The following is a 21,388-nucleotide window of genomic DNA, read 5'->3' on the forward strand; positions in this document are numbered from 1 at the left end:
ACTGGTGGACTGGCCGTGGAAAGTCATGGATCACTGGAGTGCTCACTCGTCAGGGTGTTTGAGCATGTGGTTTTCCTATGGATAACCAGGATCAAACAGGTGTGGAACCGCTACCGATTCAACTGCCTGATGGGCTCCCCCTCAGTTGTCTCCAACCCCATCAGGTGCAATCTGTTCCTCCCATCGCCTTGGCTTACATTGGGGATGCGGTGTTCGAGCTTTACATTCGGCTACAGTTTTTATGGCCCCCCCAGCGGATCCAGGCATTTCACCAGCAGGTGGTGAGCCAGGTCAAAGCTGAGCAACAGGCTGATTTTTTGGCCCAGTTGATGCCCCATTTAGATGAAGCGGAAGCTGAGATTGTGCGCCGGGGCCGTAACGCTACGTCTAAGTCACCCCGGCGTCTATCGGCAAAAATATATCGACAGGCAACGGCTTTTGAGGCATTGGTTGGCTATCTCTACATTACTAACCAAGAACGCTTGTTTGAGCTCTTGCCTCGACTAACTATTTCGCCGTCGGTTCATCCGAAAAGTACCTAAGCGGTATGAGGTATGATGTGACTTCGCTTCTACTCCTGATCCATGGTTAAACCTTCCGACCATCGGCCCCGTCTAGCTAAGGGTAAGTCTCGTCCCCAGCCTAAGGGCCCTGCTAAACCCGTGCTCAAGCCGGGTGCAAAAAAAACGTTCAAAAAACGTCTGCCTTCACCCCACAGTGCAGGTCAGCCCCATAGTGCAGGTCAGCCGCCGAGCCGACCTGATCGGCTACAGCCCCTGAATCCTGAAGACACCCTGCAGGAGGAGCGTCCGGACCTGGTGTATGGTCGCCATTCGGTGGAAGCTGCGATCGCAAATCAACGCCCCATCAATCGTCTATGGGTAAATGAGCGCCTGGTATTTGATGGCCGGTTTAGGCCCTTGATTTTAGATGCCAAATCCAACGGTGCAGTGATTGACGAAGTCAACACCCAACGATTAAACCAGCTGACCCAGGGAGCCAACCACCAGGGCATCGTCGCCCAAATTGCTTCCCATGACTATGTGGAGCTGGGGGATCTGATCACAGCCGCCAAAGCCGCCTGTCGCCAGCCTGTCATTATTGCCGCCGACAGCATTACCGATCCCCATAATTTGGGAGCCATCATTCGGACTGCCGAAGCCTTGGGTGCCCAAGGGGTAGTGATCCCTCAACGCCGAGCCGTCGGCATCACTCCAACGGTGGCAAAAGTGGCCGCCGGAGCCCTAGAAACATTGTCCGTGTCACGGGTTGTTAACCTAGGTCGAGCCCTAGAACAACTGAAAGAGGATGGATTTTGGATCTATGGTATGGCCTCTGAAGGGGGACAACCGCTCCACACCACCCAGTTTGATCGACCCATTGTGCTGGTAATTGGCTCAGAGGGCACGGGTCTCAGTCTATCCATTCAAAATCTTTGTGATGTTTTAGTATCGATCCCCCTGACCGGGAAAACACCTAGTCTAAATGCCTCGGTTGCCACGGGTATGGCGTTGTATGAGATTTACCGACAACGGTGGCTGAACAAATTACCTCCAATTAGGCTTGGCGGGGATCAAAATCAGGCTGTATAAATGTTATAGGCGCTATCTTAGGCTGCTCAAACGGTCAGATTTTTAACAACGACAGGCATGAATTTATGAAAAACTTTTTGAGTAATCTTTTTAGCTCATTCACGAAGTCTTGGTGGGTAGAGATATCAACATCCCAACCCCGCTGTCTCTACTATTTTGGTCCATTTGATACTGAAGGTGAGGCAGACCTACATAAGGCGGGCTACATAGAAGACTTAGAACAGGAAGGGGCTAAAGAGATTCAGGTTGACGTTAAGTGCTGCGCTGAACCCGCACTCCTGACAGTGGAGTATACGGAGCCTAGCAACGTAACCCCTGCATACAGCAGTAACTAGAGCGGTTAGCTGGATGCCCCCCAGGCTTCGGCAACTAGCAACAGGCATTCTGGTTATTCCTAGCTAAAGATTGCTCGAGCAACTCAAGACAAAAGGGATTTGGTTTTACCGCCAAGTCCCTTTTGTTTTTTCTGCCATTCGACGGGCTAACGGTCTAGCCTTAAAAACCCATATCGCTCCAACCAATCCCCCAGGTCATGGCACAGCTGTGGACCAATTTCCCAGGGCATCAGATGGGCAACATTCTCATATAGCCGCCATTCACAGTTAGGTAGGGTGTTGGCGGTCTCCTGGCTCGATTCCGGTGTGATGTGTACATCATTCACCGCCGCTAGCATGAGGCAGGGCTGATGGATCCGATGCAGTTCCCCTAGGCGGTTATAGCCCTGCCTCAGAGCCGTCATTAAAGCCCGGTTAGCCAAGGAAGAGGTTTGCAGAAATGCAGGGGTGCCCTCCTGGGCAATGTGACAGTAGGCCTGGGCACTGTGTTGGGAGATGAGATAGCGAAATAATGACCGCTGTCCCAGGGTGGCAATATTCCATGGCCAGCCTGGAATGAGCCAGTTGATCACACCGGCCAACCCCGTCAGTAAATTGTCCTGCCAGGTAATGGCCGGATGACGGCCCCTGGGCCTAGCCGCTGTCCCTACTAAAATTATTCCGGCTATTTTTTCAGGATGCAGGAGCGCTAGCTCCAGGGCCAAAATTCCCCCGAGGGACCAACCCAACAGTAGACAGGGTTGGTCCAACTGCTGGAGCAAGGCGGACAAATCCCCTAGGTGCTGGTCCATGGCAAAGGGTTGGTTAGTACGGCTGCGACCGTAGCCCCGCAAATCTGGTGCAATGGTGCGGAAGTGGGGGGATAGGTAGTCGGTAAATACCGCCATGCAGCGGCCCGTCCCTGGATGGCCATGGAGACACAGAATGGGCATGCCCTGCCCACGATACTCAACCGATAGCTCCATGGAGAATCAAAGGGGACCTCAGCAATCCTAGACGTTTTCTTTGGGAATAAAATCTAGCGCTGCTGAGTTCATGCAGTAGCGTTGTCCGGTGGGCTGGGGACCATCGGAGAAGACATGTCCTAAATGGGCGTCACAGACAGCACACAGGACTTCGGTGCGGATCATAAAGAGGCTGACATCCCGTTTTGTGGCAATGTTCTCAGGTTTACTGGGGGCCCAAAAACTAGGCCAGCCCGTACCCGAATCAAACTTGGTCGCAGAGGAGAAGAGTTCTGAGCCACAACCAATGCAGTTGTAGATGCCGGTTGCTTTGTTGTTGTGGTATTTACCGGTAAACGCCCGTTCGGTACCGTGCTTACGGGTGACTTGATATTGCTCGGGGGTAAGCTGTGCTTGCCATTCTGCGTCTGTTTTTTGAATTTTTTCCACCATAGTTTTGCTCAGAAAGTTTGCTCAGAAAGTTTGCTCAGAAAGTCAGTTACAGCGACTTGCCGATCCTAACGCAGATTCGGCTTGGTCAGGGACGGCGGTCTTTGGCGGTAGCGCCGATAACCCAGTAGGCTGCCGCTGGCTAGGGTAAAGGCGGCTAGGGGCGCTACTACTGGCACCCAAGCGTTGACTAAAAAAAACACGCCGGTGGTGGTGGCGATTGCCCCGAGACCGATGCCATAGGCGATGGCCCAATATCGACGTTTTCGCAGCTGCCACGTGATCAGACTGCCGCTGCTGGCCCAGATCACAATCCAGGCAACTTCCCCCCAGTCGGGCCAGGCCCACGGCAGGGGATAGCCATCCAACACCGCAGTGAGAAACTGGCTCACCATGTGTAAATGGACTTCCACCCCCGACATCTGATAGTTGTCGTCGCTGAGGCCGCTGCGTAGGGTGTAGGGGGTAAAAAACTTGTCGGTGCTGGTATAGGCTGTCGTGCCAATCAACACCACCTTATTCCTAATCAGCTCAGGATCAACCTGATTGCTAAGAATGTCCGTTAGGGAAACTCGCTCTGCTAGCTGGGTGGGAGAGCGATAGGTAATGGGGATTTGATATCCCGCCGCATCGACGGATTGATAGCCGCCAAAGGTGGATCCCATCAGCTCAAATCCGGCGTCCCCCAACCCCATAAATTCATTGGCTCCTTTCCCTTCCGAGGGCAGTAAGCCATGGTGCTTCTCTAGATAGTGCAGGGCCACCATCAGGCCAAAGGAGGTATAGACGTCAGCCTCGACATCGGTACTAGCGCTGGCAAATAGGAGATTACGCCGAATTTTACCGTCGGGGTCGAGGGGGAAATCGTTAAAGCTCACTCGGGCCGGATCTAACTCCGGTGGCGGCGGAATCCTCTCCCCTTCAAAATCCCCTAGTTTGGTAATGCCAATGATGTTGTCGGCGGCCAGACTTTGGGCTAAGGCGGCCCGGCCATCTCCCACCGGAAAGTTCCGATGGAGATCGAGGCCAATAGTCGTCGGGTTGTGGCTTTGGATAATCTCAAGGGCGTCGGCAATCGATTGGTCAGAGGGGCTGTCACTTTGTTGATTGCTGAGGTCTTGCTCGTCGATTCCCACTAACAAAATGCGGGGATCGGGGCCTAAATCCCGCTGATAGGCGACGAGCCCATCGTAAACGGCCAGTTCTAGGGGGACAAATGTGCCCAGCTGCCGGAGGCCCAGGGTGAGGGTGCTGACTAGGGTGGTTGCGATCGCAACCGCCCAAATACTCTCTTTCCGCGTTGGCTGCCACACCGTTGCCAGGGGCAACATCGTCTCCGCCATGGTCAGCTGATCCGCTTCTTCCGCCAGTTCATCCAAGCGACCCAGATCGTGCAGCACCTCAGATGCACTCTGGTAACGCTGGTAGAAATAATGGCGTACCATCTTTTTCAACAAATACCGCAGACCGGGGCTAATGTTGACATACTCCTCCCAAAGCAGCTCTAGGGACGACATATCCTCCGGCAAATCCGTGGGCGTCCGCCCCGTTAACCCATGGATTGCCGTCATCCCCAAGGCAAAAATATCGCTACTCAACCGGGGTTTACCCGCCAGCTGCTCACTGGGGGTATAGCCCTGGGTACCCACCCCCACCGTCAGGCCAGTCAACTCGCTGTTGACAACCTGGGTACGGATTTCCTTAACCGCCCCAAAGTCAATCAAACAAAGCTTGCCATCCTCCCTGCGCCGAATCAGATTGTCAGGCTTGAGATCGCGGTGAATCACCCGATTATCATGGACAAACTTTAAAATACTTAATGTTTCCTGCAGCAGCGTTATCACCTGATCTTCTGTCAGTCGCCCCGCCCGACGAATTTCATCCCCCAGGGACTCCCCATCAATCAGCTCCTGAACCAGATAAAACTCCTGCTTTTCCTCAAATGAGTCCAGCAGCTTGGGAATACAGCTGTGGTTCCCCAAACGTTTGAGGGTAGAGACCTCCGTTTCAAATAATCGTCGCGCAATCTTCAAAAATGTGACATTGGTGCTGGCCGGTTTCAGCTGCTTGACCACACACTCAAAGTTTTTCGCCTGAAACAAGTCTCGGGCCACATAGGTTTGACCAAACCCCCCTGACCCCAGCACTCGAATTAATTGGTAGCGTTCCTTAAGAACCTGACCTAGCATCGGCATTAACGGCCCCTGAACAGCTTGCTATAGCAAACATTTTGATGCATAAAAACGTTTGCCTGCCCCATCCTTGAGCGCTTCAATTAGCTGGTGGGTAGCATTTGAATTTTACTCAACAGTGTCGCCGGATCAATCGGCTTCACCAAGTAGTCATCAAATTCCTCGATAAACCCATCGGTGGATGGCTCATTAATGGTTTCCATCTCCTCCGCATCCATCAGGGAAATCACCTTGATACCAGAGTTGTCCACATAGTGTTTCAGGTCTTCCACAATATAGTGACTGTTGCCACTAACCAAATGGTGATTGAGAATAATGGCCACGGGCTGTAAAATTTCTACCTGGTGAACAATCCGTGAGCCCTCAATCACCCAAATCACTTGGTAGTTAGCCGCCGTCAGTAAATCACAAATCAAACTGGCGCTGTTCTCATCGTCTTCCAATAAAATAATCCGACCGGTAATCGGTTCAACACTTTCAAAGGAGCTGACTGCGACGTCCGAATGCTGGAGGGGAATCCGCACCGTAAACATGGACCCTTTACCCGGTGTAGACACCACCTGAATCGCCCCGTTGTGCAGTTCCACTAGCTGCTTAGTTAGGGCCAATCCCAAGCCCGCCCCCGGATACTGCCGCTGGCGCACGGCTTCCAGCTGTTTAAACGTCTCAAATAATGAAGCTTGTTGGGCCTCAGGAATACCGATGCCCGTATCCTCCACCTGAAACATCGCATTCTGTGCATCGCGCCAAACCCTTAAACTGACGCGCCCTTCCCTGTCGGTAAACTTGACAGCATTGCTCAATAAGTTAGCTAAAATCTGACGTATGCGGCGAGGATCGGCCCGAAAAGTATCTTCGGCCTCCGACAATCGCAAATTTATCCGTAAATCCAACTCTTTGGCCTGGGCCTCTTCTCGAAAACTTTCTAAGCTACTACGGGCCAGGTTTGACAATGAAAAATCATTGACTTCAAGCACGGTACGCCCCGCCTCAATTTTGGCCACTTCTAAAATGTCATTAATAATATCTAGCAGCTGTTCCCCACTACTGTGGATGGTGTTGAGGTAATCCCGCTGTCGGGGGCTAAGATCCCCAAACGACCACCGGAGTAGCGTTGCTGACATGCCAATAATGTAGGTTAATGGCGTCCGCAGTTCATGGCTCATGGTGGCCAAAAACTCACTTTTGGTCTTGTTGGCCGCTTCGGCCGCCATCAGCGCATCCTTCAGACTCTGGGTCCGATCCTCCACCTGCACCTTTAGCATCAACTTTTGATACTGCAACTCCCGTTGTAAATCTTCCTGGCGGATGGCAATGGTTAGATGCTCTGCAATCTGGGCCAGGAAATTACCTTCCCAAGCCTGCCATTGGCGAAGCTTAGGGGAAGATTCCTCCTTAAGACAGTGATGACCAATCAGCAGTCCCCACAGGGTGTCGTCCAGCCATATGGGCGCGACCAATTGAGAGCCTACACCGGCCTGCTGTAATTGGTTTAACAAGTCAGGATGCTGCCGATAGTGATGGGCTATATTTTCAACGGCCTCATATCGATTGTCCGGGGATGCTGGGTCATAGTGCTGGGGCCAAATGCCCTGGGGGACAAAGTGAATATCCGATTGGGTCCCAGAGGGGGCATCAAGATGGGACAGGACAGAGCCAATGGCAGGATGGCCCAGGACTTCGTAAGCAATAGTGGAGAATCCATCATCCTTTCTCCGGTGCTCTGGCTGACTGGGGTAGGGCGGAGGATTGGCCACCCGATAGACCAACAATCGATCCAGACGCAACCAGGCACAAACCTCATCTAGGGTGGCTTGCATCAATAACGATAGCGGTTCTGACCGATGTAACCGATTCACTAAATGCTGCAGAATTGTCGCCGCCGATAAGGGCTGCTGCTCTGGGGAAGAGGGTTCTAGACCACTCACCTCCAACATCAACTGATGGGTCAATTTAATCAGGGTCTGATTGTCTAAGGGAACATCCTGGTTAGCTGGTTGGTTGGTTGGCTGGCTGGCTGGTGTGATCCGCTGCTGCAGCTCGGTCCATGCGGCATGACTGTCCCCTTTCAAGCTATTAACCAACCATGGCAGTGCCAAAAAGCGCTCTATCACCTTTAGATCGGTACAAAGGCTGACTAGATAGCTACAGGCCCCATCATGCTGGGCTAGGAGCAAAAGACTGATCTGGTCCGTTGACAAGAGGGTAAATTTTTCAATCCGAGCTTCTGCAGATAGCTGACCATCCCCCAAATCCGTCTCAGACAGGTGGGAAACGTCCCCTGTTAGCAAACTAGAGAGACTCCTCCGCATCTGCTCAAACACCTGACACGGAACGCTTTGATATTCTAAAGCTGAGGCGAAGCTAGACATGGCGGCGGAACATCTCTTAGAAGTGACAAACAAAGTGACAACCCGGGAGCTACCGCAATGGTAAAAAAACGAATAAAGCAGAATCAGCTAGGGTGGCATCCTGCATGAATCTCACCGCTATAGCTATGGTGGCCATGGTGCTGTAATGGGCTGAATATCTTCTGAATATCTGAATACAGTTCTAAGCTGTCCCTATCCTCCTTAAAGATTTGCCAGGTTTGCTTAATCTTTCTGGTTAAACCAGTTAACTATTCTTGAGAAAATATTGAGAAAAATAATAACTATAGGTAGGCTCAAAACCATAGACTGCTTTGGCTAAAGTTTTTATGGTTTAAAGAAGTTCAAAAAGTTTATCACTCGCGTTTCAAACCACTCGATTCCTTAACGATAAAACCAGCATTAGGGTTCGGGGATATTAACTCGGTAGTATTTACTTAATCAGTTTCGAAAATATCCTGATAACAAAAAAAATGCATAGTAAGCCCAGATAGTCTAGCGCTCTGAGCGCTGGAGATTGGCCATAGTGAACAATTTCAAGAACTTATTTAAATTCAAGGCATAGCTGATCTTTGGGATAATTTAATCTAAAAAAATTAGCATGGTGCCTTTTTTTGCATCCGTTCATTCACCAGGTTAGCTATGACCAATTCAAACTCTAAGTAATTGCCGAGAGCACAATATTTAGGCGTAAGACTGTGCAGATGGCATCATCCTAGCGCTGCTATTTTAAGTTGAGATGGAAACCCCATACTTCTTTCATAATCTCCGCAAGGATTGTAAGCGACTAGACCCGTGGGACCCTGGTTATCCATGGCAGGAAGGATGATAAACTCCTGCACCGGGGGAGGCTGGTTATTAATGGCAGGGAAGGAATTATGTTGGCAAAAAAATGGGCAAAAAATGGGCTGCGTGGCCTCACCTAGGCTGAAGGAACTAGATGTGATTTGAGTTTTGATTTAAAAACTACATCACTCTATTGTTATTGATGAATATATTGCTAAAATGCTCATCAGGTTTTGAGCTGACTAATTTGACTGATGTGCCTGTTTCCTTAGGGTCTTGGAGGTCCCGCAATGGAACCTATCTCCGCTGAAGTAATTCAGCAGGTGGCCGATTATTTTAGTGTCCTGAGTGAGCCCATGCGCCTCAAGATTTTGAACCTGCTCAGAAATGGCGAGAAATGTGTTCAGGAGCTGGTGGATGATACGGACACCAGCCAAGCAAATGTATCTAAACATCTGAAGGTAATGCTACAGGCGGGCATGTTGGCCCGGCGTACGGAGGGGACATCGTCCTTCTACCGAGTCGCTGATGATCTGAGTTTTCAGCTGTGTAGTCTGGTATGCGATCGCATCGCCTGTCGCATTGAAGAACAGGCCAAACATTTCCGCGCCTTTAGTTTCTCAAGCCCAGACCACGCCTACCATGGGAACGGTGTGGCTGAAGTGACTGAATTGCCCTAAACAGACTGGCCTAGCCAAAACTGGCCCAGACAATACTGGCCTAAACAATACTGTAGTGGCACCCAATCGTGGCCCATTGGGTCGTATCCAAGGCGTAGCTATCGGGTGCAGCCTCCTCTTTATGGGCATCCCTACTTAAATCATGGAGCAGGGCCTGGATGAGGGGTAATGCATTATTTTCTAAGGTTACCCGTTGGTTGCTGACGGCATCGGCCATGGACAACAGTTCTTGCCAACAGCGGGTTAGAGGGGTACTGCTACACACCAGATAGGTTTCCACCCGGCCCTCTGAGTCATCCACCACCCAGGTATTTTGTCCCACTGGCAAATTGAGCGCGTTGCCAGGTTCTAGGGTCAAGGCAGCTTGCAATGACTCCAGGGAGTAGGGTTGGCCATCGCTCGGGGGGCAAAAGGCCAGCATGCGATCGCGGGCATCAAACCCCAACAGCACGGTATACACGGGAGCATCCCCAAAATTGAGGGCCTGATAACGCACCTGGGCCCCCTTAGAAAACTCCACGGGACGATTTTGGCGACTGACGGCATCGGCCACACGACTTTTCGAGGCCTGACCCGAGGCGCGACGGGTCTCTTGCTGCAGCACCAGTTTTTCGGTTTCCCCTGCCAACAGCAGATTCAGGCGAACGGCTAGTTGGGATGACGCCTGGTTTTCACTCAGACGTAGTAGCTTCATGGCCAACATCGTTTTAAGCTTAGGGGCCAGACGACCCACGGCCATTTTGACCGCTTCATCCTGCTTGGCCAAGGTGCCGACCACCAAATTGTGGGTGGGGGTAAACAAGCCGTAGCCTTGCTTGACCACGGGCACCACCTTCGTTTCTAAGTCATTGTCATCCCCTGGGGCTGGCTGAAACTTACCCAACATACAATCGGCCGGGCGGGCGTCATCGGTGGCCTCCACAAAGGACAGGGCGGCTAGGGCACTCGTGGCATCTACCCGCTCAATTCTTTCTAGGTTCCCATCTAAGGCCACCACCAGGGAAATGTTCCTGGGTAAAACTCGCATTACCTCGTAGAGGGGCTGGCCCACAGACCAGGTGGCCTCATCGGTTAACTGCAGACGACCGGTCAAACCCGATTGCGATCGCATAACGATGGACGCGGCCCCATCATCGGCCTGGGGAGAAAAGCCAAAGCGTTCACTATACTGCACCACATCCGGCGGTAATCCCCCCAGCCAAAGGGTGGCCGAACGCCCCTCCACAGCCGTAACCACCGCATCTAAGCTGGCATCATTCCCCTCGCCATAGACGGCGTGCTCATCCGCAGTTTGGGTCGTCCAGTAGGGGGTTTGGTTGGGCACCAATGGCAAAATCGCCTCCTGGGCCCCCCGCATGGTGGCCGATAACTGAGCCGGCAACTGGGCCGCCCAAAGATAACGGGTCAGACCATAGGTAAATAAGCCCGCCCCAAAATCAGGCCACTGCCGCTCAATCACCGGCTGACCATCGCGGGCGGCCATCAGTACATCACCCGGAAAAAATGCGGGCTCCGCCGCGGCTTGCACCTTCCCCAAGTCTGCCAGCACCTCCTCCGCTAAGGTAGTCGGCAGTCGCATGGCCTCCACTGTCGGCATCCCTTGCCGGGAACGGGAGCGGTATCCCCCAGATAGGGGCTCCTCAAGCTGACTATACCCAGCATCCACCACCGTAAATATCTGTTTAGTTTTTAACCTGGCCAAAATTTGCTTGACCCAGGACACCGGCACATCCCTTGATAGGGGTTCAGCTGCCGTTGGCCAATGGCCATCCACCGGTACCCAAGTTTTAATCTGCTGATCCCCCAGCATCACCTGGCCCCCACAGCCGCTGAAGTGAACAACGACAAAATCGTTGGCACTGGAGGTTTGAGTGAGTTGGTAAAGGGCGCTTAAAATACCGACTTGGGTGGCCTGGGCGTCCACCAGGGTGACAATATTATTTGGGTCAAACCCAAAGCGATAGACTAGGAGGTGGCGCTGTAGCTCTACATCTGTCCCACAGCCCCGGAGGGGCTTGAGATTTTTCCCTAGGACGCTGGCGGGATATTGATTAATCCCAATCAGTAGGGCTAGCTTGCGACGGGATGGATCGGCCAGGGCCTGTTGCCAACCCAAAAGCTGGGACTGGCTAAGACCTAAGGTGCCTAAAATGGCCCCCGTTGCCGACAAAAAATCCCGTCGCTTCACTGCCCTACTCCATTACGCGTTAGCTTTGGGTTTGCATGGCCCGAGACAGCTCAGCCGCCACTTCTGGACGAGAAAACTCCGGTGGGGGCAGCTCGCCACGACGCAGCATTTCACGCACCTTTGTCCCCGACAAATGAATCCGCTCTTCCTTGCTACTGGGACTAGTCTTGCTAGTGGCCATGGTACTCGTGCGAGTGCAGTAGAAGGCGTGCTCAAATTTCATCGGCGTAATCCCCAGTTCACCCGGCTCAAACTGGTCAAAGATATGCTGGGCATCGTAAGTTCCATAGTAATCCCCGACACCGGCATGGTCACGACCCACAATGAAGTGGGTGCAGCCATAGTTCTTACGAATCAGGGCGTGGAAAATAGCCTCGCGAGGACCAGCGTAGCGCATAGCCGATGGATTAATCGCCAAAATTACCCGATCTTGCGGGAAATAGCGATCCATCATAATTTCGTAACACCGCATCCGCACATCCGCTGGGATGTCGTCCTCTTTAGTAGCCCCCACCAATGGGTGCAAAAACAGACCGTCTACGGTCTCTAGAGCACACTTCTGAATATATTCATGGGCCCGGTGAATGGGATTGCGAGTTTGGAACCCGACGACTGTTTTCCAGCCTCGCTCACGGAACATGGCCCGAGCAGCGGCGGGATCAATCTGATACTTGGGAAACAGGGGATGCTCATCCCGCTCTAGTAGCCAAATGGGACCCGCTAAGTTAATCTCCCCCTGATCGTAAACCACCTTCACTCCAGGATGCAGATCTTCATCCGTGCAGTAAACGTTAACGGCTTCCTTTTCCTTATCGTAGGTGTACTTCTCCGTCAGTTCGAGGACGCCCACATAGCGACCTGTCTGATCATTCAGACAAATCAGCATCCCTTCATTTAGGGGAGATGCCACTTCCTCGGAAACCGATAGGGTGACGGGTACGGACCAGGGCAAGCCATTGGCCAGGCGCATGTCAGTCACAACGGGCTCATAGTCAGCCTTACCCATGAACCCAGTCAGGGGGCTAAAGCCACCGATGGCAATCATGACCAAATCTGACAGGGCCCGATCATCCAGGGTGACCTGGGGTAAAAATTCCGCTTTACTTAAAAATTCTGCTTTCTGCTCGTCGGAAACTAAGCGATTAATTAATGTCCCACCGTGGGGAGCAATACCATCATTAGTTAATGTCAAAATGTCCTCTTTTCTTCTATATAGACAGGGCTAATGTTCATCTGGGGCATAAGGCCGAATCAGGCCGCCCCCCAGCACCCGGTTGTCATCGTCGTACCATACTGCAGCCTGGCCTGGGGAAACACTAAACTGAGGCTCGGCAAAGACAAGCTTTACAGAACCGTCGTCGAGAGGCACCACAGTGGCAGCTACCGCAGGGGAACGATAACGGATTTGCACTTGCACCGCGATGGGAGCATCGGCAGTCTGGATTGATACCCAATTGACCCGATCGACAATGCAGTGGGCTTGATGAACACTGTCTCGTTCACCCACAATCACCCGATTGCGAGCAACGTCCAAGGCCACAACGTAAAGGGGAGCTGGAGCGGAAACGCCTAACCCCTTACGCTGGCCAATGGTGTAATGGTGGATACCGGTGTGCTGTCCCAAAACCTGACCGTTGGTATCGACAATGTCGCCCGGTTTCGGCGCTAAATATTTATCCAGGAACGCTTGCATGGAGCCATGTTGCTCAATCAGGCAGAGGTCCTGACTCTCGGGTTTTTCAGCCGTATGAAGGCCGAGTTGAGAGGCCACGGCCCGAGTCTGCGCCTTGGTTTGCTCCCCTAGGGGAAACTGGGTGGCGGCCAACTGCTCCTGGGTGAGATCGTAGAGAAAGTAGGACTGATCCTTCGTCCGATCCACAGCCCGACGAAGCTCATAGCGTCCTGTCTGGGGATTGTGGGTAATGCGGGCGTAGTGACCTGTGGCAATGGTTTCGGCTCCCAACTCCCGACGGGCATAGTCCAGCATCGGGCCGAACTTTACGCTGCGGTTACACTGGGAGCAAGGTAGGGGGGTGATACCTTGGCTATAGCCTTCGACTAGATAGTTGATGATTTTTTCTTCAAACAGGTCACGGGTATCCACAACGTGATACGGAATTTCCAACTCTTCACAAAGTTGGGCCGCATCCACCATGCCCTCAGAGCAGCATTGGCCTTTGCCTTTCATCAGCCATAGGGTCAAACCAATGACATCATGTCCTTGTTTGTGTAAAGTCGCTGCCGCAACTGAACTATCTACCCCCCCAGAAAGACCGACAACAACTTTGGCCATAACTAATTGAACGTACCAAATACCAACTATTAGGCTAACATCCCATCCACAAATCTGTGATTGTCTTGGCCATTTCTGGAAACGGAAATGGCCAAGCATTGGTGTCGCAGACTACAAATAATTGCCCTTGCTTTTCCAGAGATACGGTCATAGATCGCTCAAATCCCGATGAAATGTAGATACTTTAGGGATAGATCGCTCAAATCCCGATGAAATGCAGATATTTTAGGGACAGATAAAAAATAGAGCACTATGGGATTTCCATGGTGGGGCCAGGTATGAGCAGATCCATGATTCAAACCGTCTGTGTCACAGCGGCTCAGATGCAGGAAATCGAAACTTTGCTCTTTGACGCAGGATTTCCGGTGGCGGCACTGATGGAAAAGGTGGCGGGGCGGATTGGGGATTATTGGCTGCAGCGGTGGGATCGGAGCCAGCAAGTTGGAGTGCTGGTGGGACCGGGACACAACGGTGGAGATGCCCTAGTGGTGGCTCGGGAGCTGCATTTGCATGGCTATGACGTGGGTATCTATGGTCCCTTTGAACGGAGCAAACCGTTGACAGCAGACCATGGTCGCTACTGTCGCAGCCTGGGGATTCCCTGGTATCGGACGTGGGATGAGTTAGCAAGTAGCTTAGGCCAGGCCAATTGCCAGAACAGCCTGCTCTTGGATGGTCTCTTTGGCTTCGGTCTCGATCGTCCCCTGGTGGGGGACATTGCCACCACCGTGGAGCGGATTAACCAAAGCAAGATCCCTGTCGTCAGTATTGATTTACCCTCCGGCATTCACACCGACAGTGGTGCGGTCCTGGGTACCGCCATTAGGGCAGACACCACCCTTTGCCTAGGGCTATGGAAACGGGCCTGTTTGCAGGAGGCAGCCCAGCCCTATTTGGGGCAGGTGAATCTGATTGATTTTGATATTCCCTGGGCCAATATCGTCGCTGTGTTAGGTCAACCACCTCCAGTGCAGCGGTTGACCCCTGGGCGGGCATTGCAGGGTCTACCCCTGAAGCGCTCCCCGGTGGCCCACAAATATACCGTGGGGCAGCTGTTGATCATCGCTGGCTCTAGGCAATATGTGGGGGCAGCCCTGCTGGCTGGGCATGGGGCGGTGGCCAGTGGGGTGGGGATGGTGACCCTGGTGGTGCCGGAGAGTATCCGCTCTCTGGTGGTGGCGCAGCTGCCGGGGGCCTTGGTGATGGGAGCGGAGGAAACTGAGGGGGGGGCGATCGCAACTCTACCGCCTGACCTCTCCCTAGATCGATACAACGCGGTGGCCTGTGGACCGGGACTAGCCCAGGTGGACTGGCTACCCCAGGTGTTGGCCACGACCGCACCCTTATTGTTAGATGCCGATGGCCTCAATGGCATCACGGCTAGGCAGCTGAAAAATCGTCCGGGGATAACGGTGATCACCCCCCACCCAGGGGAGTTTCGACGGTTATTTCCAGACCTAACCGGGGGCCATGACGGGGCTCTTGGGGCAGCCCAGGCCACCGGAGCGATCGTGGTGCTGAAGGGTTCAAAGGTGGCGGTGGCGGTGGGGGAGCACCTGTGGCTGAATCCCGACAGTACGCCAGCCCTGGCCAGGGGGGGCAGCGGTGATGTGCTGACCGGACTCATGGGTGGGTTGATGGCACAGGCTGCGGCCCAGCAAAATAGCGAAGGACTGGAGCCTATGACAACAGCCGTTACCGATGCAGTGTTGGGGGCTGTTTGGTGGCATGCCCAGGCGGGGTTATATGGCCACCAGCGGCGCACGGTACTGGGGGTGGATCCGCTGGAGTTGGCCCGCTGTTTGGATCCTGCCTTGGCTGATTATCTGGCTGGATAATTGGGGGTTGGTGGTGGTGGGCAAGGCCCACCTGCCGGGGTTGGATGGTGGATTGGGTGATGGACACCTGCCGGGGTTGGGATGATGGGCGGTGCTGCCCTCCCTTAGGACTTGGATTTGCTTGTCTTGAAGTGCGATCGCAACATAAGGGCCGCCAGTCCCAAAATTGTCAGCGGCACAATCACAAACTTGAAAGTGGACCCAAACATCACCGTACTGTCATGCTGAGTTGTTGCCAACACCAGGTACAGGGTATAGGCCACATAGTAAGCCAGCAGCAGCAGACCTTTCCAGCGGCTGATTAAATTGTTGTGAAAACAAATCGGGAAACAGATAATCGCCACCGCAATCATCACCGGAATATCAAAGGTCATCAACGACGGAGCAATGGCAATCCCATCGGGGGACAGGGCACTGCTGGCCCCTAAAACAACCAAAATATTAAAAATATTGCTGCCCACCACATTGCCCACGGCAATATCTCGCTCACCCCGAATACTGGCCATCACCGATGTGGCAAACTCAGGTAACGATGTCCCCACGGCCACCACGGTTAAACCAATGATCAGAGAGCTAATTCCTAGGGCTTCGGCAATGGAGATCGCCCCGTTGACCAGGAGCTGTGACCCAACCACCAAAAGGACCAGACCCCCCACAACAGCCAGTAGGTCTATACCCAACTTATTCCAGGCAAACTGTTTGGGACCATACTCTTGAGCATACTCACTTTGCACCTCGGGGTTGGTCTCACGACGGCTTTGATATACCAGAAACAGGGTGTAGACCACCCCCCCTAAAAATAGAATAATGCCGTCGGAGACACCGAGAGAACCATCAATCCCAAAGAAAAAGACGAGGCCAGATACCCCAATCATAATGGGTATATCTAGTCGCAACAGCTGTTGCGCGACCATGAGTGGGGCCACCATGGCGGACACCCCCAAAATCAACAGAACATTACAGATATTGCTACCGACAACATTGCCAAGGGCCAGATCGGCTTGATTATTCAACGCGGAATGTAAACTGACAGAAAGTTCGGGGGCACTGGTGCCAAAAGCAACTACCGTCAAACCGATCACCAAAGGGGAAACCCGGGCCATGGCTGCCAAGTTGGAGGCACCTTTAACTAAAAAATCAGCTCCAACAACGAGCAAAACTATTCCTAGAATGATGTATATGGTGGCGATCATAGTCCTGAATGCAGGGTATCAACTTAAGCTGGGAAATCCTGTCTAGGTGGGGCGTTAGGAGTCAGGAGTCAGGGCCTCACTGGCCTCTGACTTCTGACTTCTGACTTCTGACTTCTGACTCCTGACTCCTGACTCCTGACGCTTATCCTTGGGAAAACGTCCCGCTTTGAGTCGGTACCTTAAATGCAATCTCCTGTCATAGGGTTTATCTGTTTATCGTGCAATTTATGGTGCAATACGGTTCTGAGTACTCGCTACCCTGGCATTCATGGGAGCCAGAAAATAAGTTTATGACCCTAGCCCCTTGGCGACCTGCATTAGCCCGTCCGCTACATCGCAATCGGGCGCGAGTCTACTGTCGGTACTTACAGCTCGCAACCATTAATGTCTACGGCAAACCCTCCAATCGTACCGTGGTTTTTCGAGGTTTTGTGGGGGAAGCGCTGCAAATGGTCACCGATGGCCGCAGTGAGAAAGTACACCAGGTTCAAATAACTCCCTGGGCCGAGGCCTGTTGGTACTTTACCGTCACCCGCGAACAGTTTCGCATTGCTGGAAAACTCACCCTGCTGAATGGGGATAATGATGGGGACAGTATTCGTCTCAAGGCGTGGCAGGCCCTATCGGCCAATGGACGTCAACAGTTTTATTGGCCTGCCCCAGGCCAGAGCAAGGACAAGACAATAGCCTCTACCAACTCAATTGAATCGACGGAGCAGCCTCCAGATAGTTTCAATGTACTGTTGCTAGTCCCTGACCGGGTGGATCATTTAGCTCTAAGGGGCCAGCCCCATGCCCGTTGCATTTATGAATACACCCCCCATGAATGGACCGTGCAGGAGGTTAACCCTTAAATAGATTCATGAGATCAATGGATAGCTTCCCCTGAGTGGAGTTGTTAGCATAGCCTGCCCAGGGGCAATAGGGAGCGCCTACTGTTGGCAGCCGTCCAAAAATTCTTCAATCGCCCGATTCTTTAACTGGCAACAGTTCCCGTCCTCAGGTTGTGCTGCCTGTCCGGCGGCGGCAAATAGGCCCACCGAAACAGAGACGGGAACCGAGGCGGGAACCGACGGTTGATGCTGCAGTTGGGCAATTTGCCGCTCTAGGACTTCGATCCGATCCACCAGGGTGCGAATGACCGCCGCTTCAGAGTCGGGTAGCTGACCATGATCAAGGGGACCAGGCTGACTGGAACGATGGACAACTCGGCCGGGCACACCGACCACGGTGCAGTCAGAGGGAACGTCTCTGAGCACTACGGAACCGGCCCCGACGCGAGCGTTGTCACCAATTTGAATATTGCCTAGAACTTTGGCTCCGGCCCCGATCACCACCTGGGTACCGACGGTGGGGTGCCGCTTGCCGATTTCTTTGCCGGTGCCCCCCAGGGTGACCCCCTGATAAATCAAGGCATAATCGCCCACAATGGCGGTTTCACCAATCACCACCCCCATGCCATGGTCAATAAATACCCCCTGACCGATGGTGGCCCCTGGATGGATTTCAATGCCGGTAATGATTCTGGCTACGTGGGAGATGAACCGGGGGATGAAGGGTAATCCCAAATTCCATAGATTATGGGCTAGGCGATAGAGCAGCAGTGCATGGAGGCCTGGATAGCAGAACAGGACTTCTAGCGCATTGCGGGCAGCTGGGTCCCGTTCAAAAACTACTTTGAAATCAGCAAGAAAGGTTCGAAACACGTAGACGTCCTCAAGGGTAGTAGAGCGTTGCTGATGGTTAGGTTGAAATCAGCCCAGGGATGGAATAGGTGTCACAGTAGGCCAGCATGATCACAAAATGATTGAATAAAATCAACAGCAGCCTAATCTATCAAGTCTTTGGCGGGCCAAGTGCAATGTGGAGAAACACTCCCCAATTAGCATACCTCAGGGATAGGGGTTCAATCTGAGGGTAGCCTTAATTCCAGACTAGCTGATGGATGACTAGGACGGGAGTGGGGCGGAGGATCGGCTTTTTCGACTCCACCGTAACCGCCGCTAAATACCAACTAGTGCCGCCCAGTACTGGTGCTGTGCCGGTGCGATCGCACCGGCACAGCCAATACAGGTTTGTGAATAATTTTGTCGTCCAAAAAACTCAGCCATGGTGGATATTGCTGCGTCTCCCTACATTCTGTTTGTGCAACACGGTTGGCATGATACCAATCGGCGGATTCACCGCTTGGGGCATGCCCTGGCAGATGAACAGGCGGAGGTGATTGCCCCCAATTTGGGGCTAATTAAAACCTGGTGGCGGATGGAACCTTTGATTGCCGAGGTGGAACGGGTTGCGATCGCAACCCAACAGCGCCACCCCGATCGCCCCTGGCGCATTGTCGGCCATTCCATGGGCGGCCTAATTTGGCTAGAGCTGCTGCAGCGTCACCCCGAATGGTGGGACCACATTACCTCCGTCAGCTTAGTCAGTTCCCCCGTGGGAGGAGCTGACCTGGGCCGCATGATCGACCCATTTCGCTGGGGCATCGGCATTGCCCGAGATCTAGGCACCGACCGTCGTTCCATCGCTGAACAGCTGGCCCGCTACCTGCCGATACAGACCATTGCCAGCGACTACGATGGCGGCAGCGACGGCACCGTCCCGATCCAATGCTCCCAATTTCGCCATGCCCGCTATATCCAGCTCAGGGGCATTCGCCACGACAATACCAAAGATCACCCGGAGGTCACCGCCGCCATTCGGCAGTTTTGGAGCAGCCTGGTGGAAAAACGACCTGAGAACTTGCCTGAAACCCAGCCCGACAGCTGGCGCGAAAACCAGCCCGACAGTGGGTGCGATCGCTTAGCCCCTGAAGTTGACTATCTAGAAGACACCATCATCGGTAAACTGCAAGCCGTCGACTATCTAGAAGACACCATCATCGGTAAACTGCAAGCAATTGTCGGCATGACTGACGCCCACCGCCGAGACTTTCACCGAGCCACCCTATGGGCCAACCTAGACTACGGTTTGACCCTCCGTACCTGGCGTCATCCCCTGGGCATTCACCATGTGTTTTTAGCCGATGCCCAGCACCGCTGCCGGTATGCTGGATTTGTCGGTTGGCCCGACACCCAGGGGCTATATGCCAACCTGGAGGAGATCTGTCGCCACCATGGCTCGGCCGCCACAGCCCAAGCCTAGCAGGGAGTAACAGCCATTGTTAGCTAAGGCTTTCAGCCCTCCCCTAGGTTGTGAACCATGGGCGAAAAGCTATATTATGCGCTGAGGCTAGATCGAAGTTTATACCGGCTTTCAGTCCCTTCGTTTCTATCCATTTCATTGCTGCCGTATCGCTGTCATTGCCATGTCTCCCATTCAGAGTGCGTCTGGCATAGTCTCCATCCCATCGGTGGAACAGCCTGCTGCCAGTGCGTCTGGCATAGCTTCCATCCCATCGACCGAACGGCCTGCTGCCCCTGAATACCAGACAGCTCCTGAACCAGTTCCGGAGCTGTCCATTGTAGTACCCATGTACTGCGAGGAGTCCAATGTTGACCATTTATTTGAGCGACTAGAAACCGTCGTCGGTGAGTTGGGGGTGACCTACGAAATTATCTGCGTTGATGATGGCAGCAAAGATAGTACACTCCTGCGGCTAATTAGCCACCACCATCGCAATCCTGCCATTAAAGTCGTGGCCCTAGCCCGCAACTTTGGCAAGGAACTGGCCCTCACCGCCGGTTTGGACCATAGCCGAGGGCAGGCGGTGGTGCCCATCGATGCCGACTTACAGGACCCGCCCGAATATATTCAGGCCCTGATGGAACAATGGCGGGCCGGCTACGACGTGGTCTATGCCAAACGCAACAGTCGGTTAGGGGAAACCTGGTTTAAGACATTTTCAGCCAACGGATTTTATCGGGTGATTGGCCGCATGAGTCAAGTGCCCATCCCCCAAGATACGGGCGATTTTCGGCTGATGGACCGGCGGGTGGTAGATGCCCTGAAACAGCTCCCGGAGCGCACCCGATTTATGAAGGGGTTATTTGCCTGGGTGGGCTACCGACAAACCTTTATCACCTATGATCGCGACCCGCGCCACAGTGGCCAAACCAAGTGGAACTACTGGAAGCTCTGGAATTTTGCCCTGGATGGCATCGTATCCTTTAGCTCTACGCCCTTGCGGGTGTGGAGCTATTTAGGATTGATGATTTCTGCTATCTCTTTCGTATATGCGTCGTTTTTAGTGATTCGTACGCTGGTCCTGGGCATTGATCTACCGGGCTATGCATCCCTGATGGTAGCTATTTTATTTTTGGGCGGTATTCAGCTAGTGAGCCTTGGCATCATAGGTGAATATTTGGGTCGGGTCTATGAGGAAGTCAAGCAACGACCGCTGTACTTAGTGCGGGAGTTTTATGGGGGCCAGGCAAAATAATGCAGATGAGTCTTCTTCCCCCTTCCCCCAGGGGGGCTGGGGGGAATCTACAATCCATGGAGTTATGGAATCATCCCCCTCGGTCCCCTTTTAAAAAGGGGGATGATTCCATGGAGTTGGATTTTATTTACGCTAAAAAGCTGG

Annotated in this window: 17 protein-coding genes; 8 read left to right on the forward strand and 9 right to left on the reverse strand. The window is 53.1% G+C overall.

Translation table 11 applies throughout. The annotated features are described in order from the left end of the window. Positions 1-77 precede the first annotated feature (77 nt). The 3 genes from VB741_RS06440 (at position 78) to VB741_RS06450 (ending at position 1,927) form a co-directional block, all read left to right on the forward strand. The gene (locus tag VB741_RS06440; protein WP_323364329.1) at positions 78-542 is read left to right on the forward strand and encodes a Mini-ribonuclease 3; all 465 of its coding nucleotides are present in this window, start codon (positions 78-80) and stop codon (positions 540-542) included. A gap of 42 nt (positions 543-584) precedes the next feature. Beyond that, complete coding sequence (rlmB, locus tag VB741_RS06445; protein ID WP_323364330.1) at positions 585-1,592, forward strand: 23S rRNA (guanosine(2251)-2'-O)-methyltransferase RlmB; 1,008 nt, start codon at positions 585-587, stop codon at positions 1,590-1,592. A 65-nt stretch (positions 1,593-1,657) separates the two neighbouring features. Continuing rightward, the gene (locus VB741_RS06450) at positions 1,658-1,927 is read left to right on the forward strand and encodes a DUF1816 domain-containing protein (RefSeq protein ID WP_323364331.1); all 270 of its coding nucleotides are present in this window, start codon (positions 1,658-1,660) and stop codon (positions 1,925-1,927) included. 146 nt (positions 1,928-2,073) lie between these two features. Here VB741_RS06450 and VB741_RS06455 read toward each other — a convergent pair whose 3' ends face one another. The 4 genes from VB741_RS06455 to VB741_RS06470 form a co-directional block, all read right to left on the reverse strand. After that, a complete protein-coding gene (locus VB741_RS06455) occupies positions 2,074-2,892 on the reverse strand; it encodes an alpha/beta fold hydrolase (protein WP_323364332.1) in 819 nt (272 codons plus the stop codon). Between the two features lie 27 nt (positions 2,893-2,919). Beyond that, positions 2,920-3,324, reverse strand: coding sequence for a peptide-methionine (R)-S-oxide reductase MsrB (msrB, locus tag VB741_RS06460; RefSeq protein ID WP_323364333.1), 405 nt, complete (start codon positions 3,322-3,324; stop codon positions 2,920-2,922). A 65-nt stretch (positions 3,325-3,389) separates the two neighbouring features. Further along, positions 3,390-5,510, reverse strand: coding sequence for a CHASE2 domain-containing protein (locus VB741_RS06465; protein ID WP_323364334.1), 2,121 nt, complete (start codon positions 5,508-5,510; stop codon positions 3,390-3,392). Positions 5,511-5,596: 86 nt separating this feature from the next. After that, complete coding sequence (locus VB741_RS06470; RefSeq protein ID WP_323364335.1) at positions 5,597-7,885, reverse strand: ATP-binding protein; 2,289 nt, start codon at positions 7,883-7,885, stop codon at positions 5,597-5,599. A gap of 1,073 nt (positions 7,886-8,958) precedes the next feature. Here VB741_RS06470 and VB741_RS06475 point away from each other — a divergent pair. Further along, entirely contained in the window at positions 8,959-9,348 is a 390-nt protein-coding gene (locus VB741_RS06475) for an ArsR/SmtB family transcription factor (protein ID WP_323364336.1), read from the forward strand. A gap of 40 nt (positions 9,349-9,388) precedes the next feature. Here the strand turns inward: VB741_RS06475 and VB741_RS06480 are convergent, their stop codons facing one another. From VB741_RS06480 to mnmA, 3 genes are read right to left on the reverse strand one after another with little or no spacing between them, the layout of a single operon-like run. Further along, on the reverse strand, positions 9,389-11,536 hold the full coding sequence (locus VB741_RS06480; RefSeq protein WP_323364337.1) for a caspase family protein: 2,148 nt from the start codon (positions 11,534-11,536) through the stop codon (positions 9,389-9,391). A 19-nt stretch (positions 11,537-11,555) separates the two neighbouring features. After that, entirely contained in the window at positions 11,556-12,728 is a 1,173-nt protein-coding gene (gene sat / locus VB741_RS06485; RefSeq protein WP_323364338.1) for a sulfate adenylyltransferase, read from the reverse strand. A 30-nt stretch (positions 12,729-12,758) separates the two neighbouring features. Then, on the reverse strand, positions 12,759-13,829 hold the full coding sequence (mnmA, locus tag VB741_RS06490) for a tRNA 2-thiouridine(34) synthase MnmA (RefSeq protein WP_323364339.1): 1,071 nt from the start codon (positions 13,827-13,829) through the stop codon (positions 12,759-12,761). Between the two features lie 278 nt (positions 13,830-14,107). Here mnmA and VB741_RS06495 point away from each other — a divergent pair, with 278 nt between their 5' ends. Next, a complete protein-coding gene (locus VB741_RS06495; RefSeq protein WP_323364340.1) occupies positions 14,108-15,667 on the forward strand; it encodes an NAD(P)H-hydrate dehydratase in 1,560 nt (519 codons plus the stop codon). Positions 15,668-15,771: 104 nt separating this feature from the next. Here the strand turns inward: VB741_RS06495 and VB741_RS06500 are convergent, their stop codons facing one another. Next, positions 15,772-16,860, reverse strand: coding sequence for a calcium/sodium antiporter (locus tag VB741_RS06500; protein ID WP_323364341.1), 1,089 nt, complete (start codon positions 16,858-16,860; stop codon positions 15,772-15,774). A 290-nt stretch (positions 16,861-17,150) separates the two neighbouring features. On the opposite strand from VB741_RS06500, the gene VB741_RS06505 reads away from it, so the two are divergent. Beyond that, entirely contained in the window at positions 17,151-17,714 is a 564-nt protein-coding gene (locus tag VB741_RS06505; protein ID WP_323364342.1) for an Npun_F5749 family FMN-dependent PPOX-type flavoprotein, read from the forward strand. Positions 17,715-17,792: 78 nt separating this feature from the next. Here VB741_RS06505 and cysE read toward each other — a convergent pair whose 3' ends face one another. After that, positions 17,793-18,566: a serine O-acetyltransferase gene (cysE, locus tag VB741_RS06510; protein ID WP_323364343.1), complete on the reverse strand. Its 774-nt coding sequence runs from the start codon at positions 18,564-18,566 to the stop codon at positions 17,793-17,795. 403 nt (positions 18,567-18,969) lie between these two features. On the opposite strand from cysE, the gene VB741_RS06515 reads away from it, so the two are divergent. Both VB741_RS06515 and VB741_RS06520 read left to right on the forward strand, forming a co-directional pair. Then, complete coding sequence (locus tag VB741_RS06515; RefSeq protein WP_323364344.1) at positions 18,970-20,007, forward strand: serine aminopeptidase domain-containing protein; 1,038 nt, start codon at positions 18,970-18,972, stop codon at positions 20,005-20,007. 163 nt (positions 20,008-20,170) lie between these two features. Continuing rightward, positions 20,171-21,244: a glycosyltransferase family 2 protein gene (locus VB741_RS06520; RefSeq protein WP_323364345.1), complete on the forward strand. Its 1,074-nt coding sequence runs from the start codon at positions 20,171-20,173 to the stop codon at positions 21,242-21,244. Positions 21,245-21,388 lie beyond the last annotated feature (144 nt).

Source organism: Leptothoe sp. PORK10 BA2 (assembly GCF_034932105.1).
Lineage (GTDB): Bacteria > Cyanobacteriota > Cyanobacteriia > Phormidesmidales > Phormidesmidaceae > Leptothoe.

Excerpts from the sequence above, each read along its gene's own strand:
- VB741_RS06440 (WP_323364329.1), top strand. The coding sequence starts at position 78 with ATGGATAACCAGGATCAAACAGGTGTGGAACCGCTACCGATTCAACTG.
- rlmB (WP_323364330.1), top strand. The coding sequence starts at position 585 with ATGGTTAAACCTTCCGACCATCGGCCCCGTCTAGCTAAGGGTAAGTCT.
- VB741_RS06450 (WP_323364331.1), top strand. The coding sequence starts at position 1,658 with ATGAAAAACTTTTTGAGTAATCTTTTTAGCTCATTCACGAAGTCTTGG.
- VB741_RS06455 (WP_323364332.1), bottom strand. The coding sequence starts at position 2,892 with ATGGAGCTATCGGTTGAGTATCGTGGGCAGGGCATGCCCATTCTGTGT.
- msrB (WP_323364333.1), bottom strand. The coding sequence starts at position 3,324 with ATGGTGGAAAAAATTCAAAAAACAGACGCAGAATGGCAAGCACAGCTT.
- VB741_RS06465 (WP_323364334.1), bottom strand. The coding sequence starts at position 5,510 with ATGCTAGGTCAGGTTCTTAAGGAACGCTACCAATTAATTCGAGTGCTG.
- VB741_RS06470 (WP_323364335.1), bottom strand. The coding sequence starts at position 7,885 with ATGTCTAGCTTCGCCTCAGCTTTAGAATATCAAAGCGTTCCGTGTCAG.
- VB741_RS06475 (WP_323364336.1), top strand. The coding sequence starts at position 8,959 with ATGGAACCTATCTCCGCTGAAGTAATTCAGCAGGTGGCCGATTATTTT.
- mnmA (WP_323364339.1), bottom strand. The coding sequence starts at position 13,829 with ATGGCCAAAGTTGTTGTCGGTCTTTCTGGGGGGGTAGATAGTTCAGTT.
- VB741_RS06495 (WP_323364340.1), top strand. The coding sequence starts at position 14,108 with ATGAGCAGATCCATGATTCAAACCGTCTGTGTCACAGCGGCTCAGATG.
- VB741_RS06500 (WP_323364341.1), bottom strand. The coding sequence starts at position 16,860 with ATGATCGCCACCATATACATCATTCTAGGAATAGTTTTGCTCGTTGTT.
- VB741_RS06505 (WP_323364342.1), top strand. The coding sequence starts at position 17,151 with ATGACCCTAGCCCCTTGGCGACCTGCATTAGCCCGTCCGCTACATCGC.
- VB741_RS06515 (WP_323364344.1), top strand. The coding sequence starts at position 18,970 with ATGGTGGATATTGCTGCGTCTCCCTACATTCTGTTTGTGCAACACGGT.
- VB741_RS06520 (WP_323364345.1), top strand. The coding sequence starts at position 20,171 with ATGTCTCCCATTCAGAGTGCGTCTGGCATAGTCTCCATCCCATCGGTG.